The organism is Aphanizomenon sp. CS-733/32 (assembly GCF_028330045.1).
Taxonomy (GTDB): domain Bacteria; phylum Cyanobacteriota; class Cyanobacteriia; order Cyanobacteriales; family Nostocaceae; genus Dolichospermum; species Dolichospermum gracile.
On sequence record NZ_JAQMSE010000025.1, the window covers coordinates 1 to 4,790 of the forward strand.

General features: G+C 36.4%; 16 protein-coding genes and 1 pseudogene. 7 read left to right on the forward strand and 10 right to left on the reverse strand.

Annotation, left to right across the window (positions count from 1 at the left end; genetic code table 11):
- The coding region (locus PN471_RS01855; RefSeq protein WP_271775433.1) for a transposase at positions 1–159 on the forward strand (159 nt) is incomplete at its 5' end.
- Positions 160–192: 33 nt separating this feature from the next.
- On the opposite strand, the pseudogene PN471_RS01860 reads toward PN471_RS01855, so the two are convergent.
- The 4 genes and pseudogenes from PN471_RS01860 to PN471_RS01875 all read right to left on the reverse strand — a co-directional run.
- Positions 193–387: pseudogene (locus tag PN471_RS01860) on the reverse strand (element excision factor XisH family protein); the annotation flags it as partial.
- A 116-nt stretch (positions 388–503) separates the two neighbouring features.
- Positions 504–605 (reverse strand): element excision factor XisH family protein, encoded by a 102-nt coding sequence (locus PN471_RS01865; RefSeq protein ID WP_442867122.1) that lies wholly within the window; start codon positions 603–605, stop codon positions 504–506.
- A 114-nt stretch (positions 606–719) separates the two neighbouring features.
- Entirely contained in the window at positions 720–1,136 is a 417-nt protein-coding gene (locus PN471_RS01870; RefSeq protein WP_168357577.1) for a hypothetical protein, read from the reverse strand.
- Between the two features lie 12 nt (positions 1,137–1,148).
- Complete coding sequence (locus PN471_RS01875; protein ID WP_271775425.1) at positions 1,149–1,526, reverse strand: papain fold toxin domain-containing protein; 378 nt, start codon at positions 1,524–1,526, stop codon at positions 1,149–1,151.
- A gap of 88 nt (positions 1,527–1,614) precedes the next feature.
- On the opposite strand from PN471_RS01875, the gene PN471_RS01880 reads away from it, so the two are divergent.
- The 3 genes from PN471_RS01880 to PN471_RS01890 are packed head-to-tail and all read left to right on the forward strand — an operon-like array spanning position 1,615 to position 2,213.
- Positions 1,615–1,788, forward strand: coding sequence for a hypothetical protein (locus tag PN471_RS01880; protein ID WP_271775426.1), 174 nt, complete (start codon positions 1,615–1,617; stop codon positions 1,786–1,788).
- Positions 1,789–1,826: 38 nt separating this feature from the next.
- Positions 1,827–2,060 (forward strand): hypothetical protein, encoded by a 234-nt coding sequence (locus tag PN471_RS01885; RefSeq protein ID WP_271775427.1) that lies wholly within the window; start codon positions 1,827–1,829, stop codon positions 2,058–2,060.
- A gap of 6 nt (positions 2,061–2,066) precedes the next feature.
- Positions 2,067–2,213 (forward strand): hypothetical protein, encoded by a 147-nt coding sequence (locus PN471_RS01890; RefSeq protein WP_271775428.1) that lies wholly within the window; start codon positions 2,067–2,069, stop codon positions 2,211–2,213.
- On the opposite strand, the gene PN471_RS23290 is transcribed toward PN471_RS01890, so the two are convergent.
- From PN471_RS23290 to PN471_RS01910, 5 genes are all read right to left on the reverse strand, one after another.
- Positions 2,163–2,303, reverse strand: a complete 141-nt coding sequence (locus PN471_RS23290) for a HigA family addiction module antitoxin (RefSeq protein WP_334311891.1) — start codon at positions 2,301–2,303, stop codon at positions 2,163–2,165. The genes PN471_RS01890 and PN471_RS23290 overlap by 51 nt on opposite strands.
- 37 nt (positions 2,304–2,340) lie before the next feature.
- Positions 2,341–2,679, reverse strand: a complete 339-nt coding sequence (locus tag PN471_RS01895; protein WP_190370542.1) for a type II toxin-antitoxin system HicB family antitoxin — start codon at positions 2,677–2,679, stop codon at positions 2,341–2,343.
- Positions 2,680–2,731: 52 nt separating this feature from the next.
- Entirely contained in the window at positions 2,732–2,992 is a 261-nt protein-coding gene (locus PN471_RS01900; RefSeq protein WP_271775429.1) for a type II toxin-antitoxin system HicA family toxin, read from the reverse strand.
- Positions 2,993–3,149: 157 nt separating this feature from the next.
- The gene (locus tag PN471_RS01905; protein ID WP_039200400.1) at positions 3,150–3,362 is read right to left on the reverse strand and encodes a type II toxin-antitoxin system HicB family antitoxin; all 213 of its coding nucleotides are present in this window, start codon (positions 3,360–3,362) and stop codon (positions 3,150–3,152) included.
- 1 nt (position 3,363) lies between these two features.
- Positions 3,364–3,612: a type II toxin-antitoxin system HicA family toxin gene (locus tag PN471_RS01910; protein WP_271775430.1), complete on the reverse strand. Its 249-nt coding sequence runs from the start codon at positions 3,610–3,612 to the stop codon at positions 3,364–3,366.
- A 23-nt stretch (positions 3,613–3,635) separates the two neighbouring features.
- Between PN471_RS01910 and PN471_RS01915 the strand changes: the two genes are divergently transcribed.
- The 3 genes from PN471_RS01915 to PN471_RS01925 all read left to right on the forward strand — a co-directional run bounded on the left by PN471_RS01915 (position 3,636) and on the right by PN471_RS01925 (position 4,377).
- Complete coding sequence (locus tag PN471_RS01915; RefSeq protein WP_271775431.1) at positions 3,636–3,785, forward strand: hypothetical protein; 150 nt, start codon at positions 3,636–3,638, stop codon at positions 3,783–3,785.
- 95 nt (positions 3,786–3,880) lie between these two features.
- On the forward strand, positions 3,881–4,180 hold the full coding sequence (locus tag PN471_RS01920) for a BrnT family toxin (RefSeq protein WP_015212917.1): 300 nt from the start codon (positions 3,881–3,883) through the stop codon (positions 4,178–4,180).
- Positions 4,177–4,377, forward strand: a complete 201-nt coding sequence (locus PN471_RS01925; RefSeq protein WP_039203742.1) for a hypothetical protein — start codon at positions 4,177–4,179, stop codon at positions 4,375–4,377. Before PN471_RS01920 ends, PN471_RS01925 begins: the two co-directional genes overlap by 4 nt.
- Here the strand turns inward: PN471_RS01925 and PN471_RS01930 are convergent.
- Positions 4,352–4,666: a hypothetical protein gene (locus PN471_RS01930; protein ID WP_271775432.1), complete on the reverse strand. Its 315-nt coding sequence runs from the start codon at positions 4,664–4,666 to the stop codon at positions 4,352–4,354. The two genes, PN471_RS01925 and PN471_RS01930, sit on opposite strands and share 26 nt — an antisense overlap.
- Between the last annotated feature and the right edge of the window lie 124 nt (positions 4,667–4,790).

The window sequence follows — 4,790 nt, forward strand, 5'->3', positions numbered from 1 at the left end:
AGTTTTGTGGTCCTCAAAAAGCGATGGGTTGTGGAACGTACTTTTGGCTGGCTGATGGGTTGTCGTCGGTTAGTCAGAGACTACGAGTTATTACCTGAAACCTCTGAGACTTTTATCTATCTAGCTATGATCCGTATCATGTTCAGGCGATTAGCATAAATTTTGACTCCTCAAAACTTTTCAAACACCCTCTAAAACAGGCTCCGGTTGTAATCTTTTCAATGCACCTCGATAATTAATAAATTGTCCTAATGCTGTGTGAAATTCAGAAATAGCAGACGATCTTTCTAAAAAACTTTTGACTTCAACTGCAATTTTTTGTCCTTCACGTTCTGCACCAATCAGCTTTTCTGCACCTAAATCACTAGAAAGATTAACTCCTCCTAAGTAGGTTGGCGTTGAAAATTGTCGTTATGGCAAGGCAAAAGGCAAGAGGCAAGAGGCAAGAGTGAAGAGGGTTTGGGCGATTTTACGTTTCTTTACACAGTTTGGTTTTATTGTGTTCACCTACTTAGACTAATTTTCAATGGATCATTTGTAATTTCCCAACCATCTTTTTGTAAGGCTATTTTGACAACTTCATGAAAAACATCTTTAGCTGACATACATATCTATCATTATAGTGCTGATTCTATAATTACAGTACCAAAAAGCGAACTGCTTGCAGCAGCGCTTGCGCTATCGCATTCCCACATCCCAAATAGCGATATCTCAAGTAATTATACAGTCACTCTCTCTTGTGTTAGTGAAAGATTTGATTCAGTAAGTTTTTCCTGACTCATCTCCTCTCTTGTAGCACTTTCGCTATTACAAAATTGATCAAATAATTCAAAAAAGTTATTTAGTGCATCTCTTTCATCCGCAGAATAAAAAAGAATAATACTATCCCATCCATGCGAAGAACTAATTTTAAATCTTGTCTGTACCCATTCTTGAAATTGATTAAATTCTAGCTCTTGTTGAGTTGGTGGTAAACCTAAATCTGACCTAGATCCCATATATCCATCTAAAAAAGCTCTTAGTCGAGTAATTGAACATTGACCTAGAAACATTCCTGGTCTTTGTTTAATTCTTTGGAGCATTTCATAGAAATATTCATCGGGAATTAGAGTAATACTATGATGATTGTTTTCCATAATCTTTAACACCTAAAAAGTCTCTTCTGTGGTTTGGAACTGCTGCCCGTTATACAGTTTATTATAAAACAGTAAGTTGGCTAACCATTGATTTCTAGTAATTCCATCAGGACGATGATTATCAAATATCATTTCTACTCCATCTATTATAATCATAATCCCTTGATGACGACCATTAATAGAGATTGCATCCCCAGAAACACTTTCATCATAGATATAACTATCGCGTCCTATTCCTGAACCTGTATAAAGTTTTAGCCGCTTTCCCGAAATTCTCTGTGATACCAAGTAATCTTGGATAGCTTGAGCGCATTCAACACATTCCAGATTCTTATATTTGGCAATAATTTCTTTAACTTTGTAGATTTGCTCAATACTAATTGGAATCAAGTTTTCTCCTAAAGAGTCAAAGATAAGTGGTTATTTTATCACTAAAGCGATTGCTGCGGAGCATTTCGCTACACCCACAAAAAGCGAAGTGACAAGTCAGCGATTGCGCGATCGCACCCCACACATCCCCAACAGCGAACTGCTTGCAGCAGCGCTTCGCTATCGCACCCCCACATCTCCAAAAGCGATTCCTACGGAGCGCTTCGCTATCGCACTCCCAAAACTCCAAAACAGCGATCGCTTATCTATAGTGTATAGTTAAAGTAACAACATCAGCCAAAATTACTCATCGTCAAAAATATGTTGCAAGCAATAGAAGGAATTTACAAAGATGGTAAAGTAGAACTTAAAGAATTACCATCTGATATCTCAGAAAGTCTTGTTATTGTCACTTTTTTAAAGTGGGGAAAAAATCACCCAAAAAATAAAATAATGAAGTTTGGTATGTTTTCTGGTAATAACCATTCAACAGAAGCAGATTTTGAAATTGCTGAATTTCATGGGGATAGTGAGGACAGTTTAGACTGGTCATAATAAACTATGAAATATGTCCTAGATACTCATGCTTTAATCTGGTTTCTTGAAGGTAATTTAAAGTTAGGTGCAAATGCTAAAGCCATCCTTTGTGATCCTAATTTATTGACTTTGCAAAGCATCCCAAACATCAACCTTTTGCTGAAGATTTAACCAAAGTCTCGGTCTATTTCCCAATGCTTTACCCAGACGAATGGCAATATCTACAGTAGTTGATTTTTCACCATTAATAATTTCTTGAATTGTTTTTTGACTTCAAAACTTAGAAAAAATATTGAATCTATGCTTTGACTGATTTTTCAGCAGCATTAATTAAAATTTCATCCATCCAAGCATTGATACTTTTTCCAGCTTTTTTAGCTGCAATAAAAATTTTTCTGTGATGTTCTGGAGTAGTTCTAAATGGCAATTTTCCAGAAAAAGGTTTATCTGGTTCTTCGCCTAATTCTTCACAAAAAGCTAAATACCCATCTATAGAAGTCTGAAATTCTTGACGTGCTTCTTCTACCGTTTTCGCTTTAAAAGTAATTACATCATTAATATCAAGAACACGACCAAAAAGTATTCCTGCTTCTACATCTACTTCAATTGATGCTGTGTATCCTTTGTAAGTCAACATAATTTTAATAATCCTCAGTCAGTTTTTTGTGGTTGATTTTACTACAAAATATTTATGGTTCAATTCCTGCTTTTATCAAAAATTCTCTCACTGCTTTTACTGCTCCTTTATCGGTTTCTTTTTCTGGATGTGGTTCATGAAAATAACCTCTAACATCATTTAATTTAACTCTAACTCTTGAACCGCTACCTTGACTAATATCAGCACCTAAAGCTGTAAATAAATTTTCTATATCTTGCCAAATAATATTTGCCAGTACAGGATTTGTAAAAATTAATTCTAAAATCTTTTGCTGTTTATTATTGAGATTCATCCTTTTTTACTTTTAACAGAAGCTAATATATAAGATATCACATTATGATATCATGTCAATAGATATTCTGAATAAAATGTGATTGTATCTCTTAAAACAGCGAACTGCTCGCAGCAACGCAAAGCTTACGCACTTCCAAGATTCCCAAAAGCATCAATTAAGCAGACATTAAACGCTGTGTAGGTTCAGGAATTTTTCGACCTAACTCTTGAGCAGTTTCTATCCATTCCTGCATAATAATTTCTATATTTTGCAGTGCTTCTTGATAAGTTTCTCCATCAGCAGCACATCCCGGTAAATCTGGAACTTCTGCGATAAATGCTTGGTCTTCTTCACTCCAATAGAGATTAATTTCATAGCGCAGAGTCATCTTAACCTCCTAGCTGATATTTAAGTAACATTTCACGGACTTGTTTAACTTGATATGCTTTGGCTTTTCCTTGTTTGGGTTGAAGGTTCAAGATTTCTTCAACTCCTTCTTTTGTGAAAATGTGGTGACTACCACGAATTCTTTCATCAAATCCTAATCTGATTAAGAGTTGACACAGTTGCTCAAAGGATATGTTTGTATCAGATGCGCCTGATAGAATTTTAGCTAATAGCTTGTCTTGTTGACTCACAAGTTATAATTTTATTGACTCAAATGTTTATAATAACCGAAAGCGATACCTTCGGTCAGCTTCGCTATCGCACTTCCCCACATCCCCAAAAAGCGATTCCTACGGAGCGCTTCGCTATCGCACTTCCCAACATTCCCGAAATAGCGATCGCACTCCCAACACCCTCAAAATAGCGATCGCTACGTTAAACTACTGATAATACTGTCAAAGTATGAAATTATGGTACAATTATGGTGTCAACTTATTTAATCTCTTGTAATTTATAAATTTGCGTTATAATTTTGATTGGAATCCAGCAAAAGAAAAACAGAATATTCGTAAACATCAAATCAATTTTCGTTTAGCATCAACTGTTTTTCGTGATCAATATCAATTAAGTTTATATGATGAAGAACATAGTGATTATGAAGACAGATGGATTACTATAGGTTTAGATGAAACGGGTATTTTAAGGGTTGTTATTCATACTTTTGAACAAACAGATGAAGACTCGTGTTTGATTCGTATTATTTCAGCACGGAAAGCAACTTTTAATGAACAGCAGTATTATCAAGGAAGAAAACTATGAAAGCAGAATATGATTTTTCACAAGCTGAACAAGGTAAATTTTATCATTCTGATGCAACGTTTCATTATCCGATTTATCTTGAACCAGATGTTGATAATTTTTTCAAAAAAATTGCTCAAGAAAAAAACATAGATGTGCAAATTTTAGTCAATGAATGGTTAAGAAATAATATTAAATTAATTGAAAGTATTCAGTAAAAGCGATTCCTAGGTCGCGCTTCGCTATCGCACCCCAACATCCCAAAAGCGATCGCACTCCCAACATCCCAAAAAGCGATCGCACTCCCAACATCCCAAAAGGCGATCGCATCCCCACATCCCAAACAGCGTTCGCACTCCACCACATCCCTAAACGCGATCGCACCCCTCCACACCCCTCAAAAGCGATCGCACTCCCAACATCCCAAACAGCGATTCCTAGGTCGCGCTTCGCTATCGCACTTCCAACATCCCCAAACAGCGATCCCACTACCGTGACGTACTCCACACACTCCCTTTCAGGTGAGTGTGGGCTTCTCAGTGACTCCTCTATGAGGACATTAACTGAGCTTTAAGACCGTGCGCCCCACGGTTCTTTGGTTTTGAGATTTGTTTTTTGTTTTGTAGGCTGC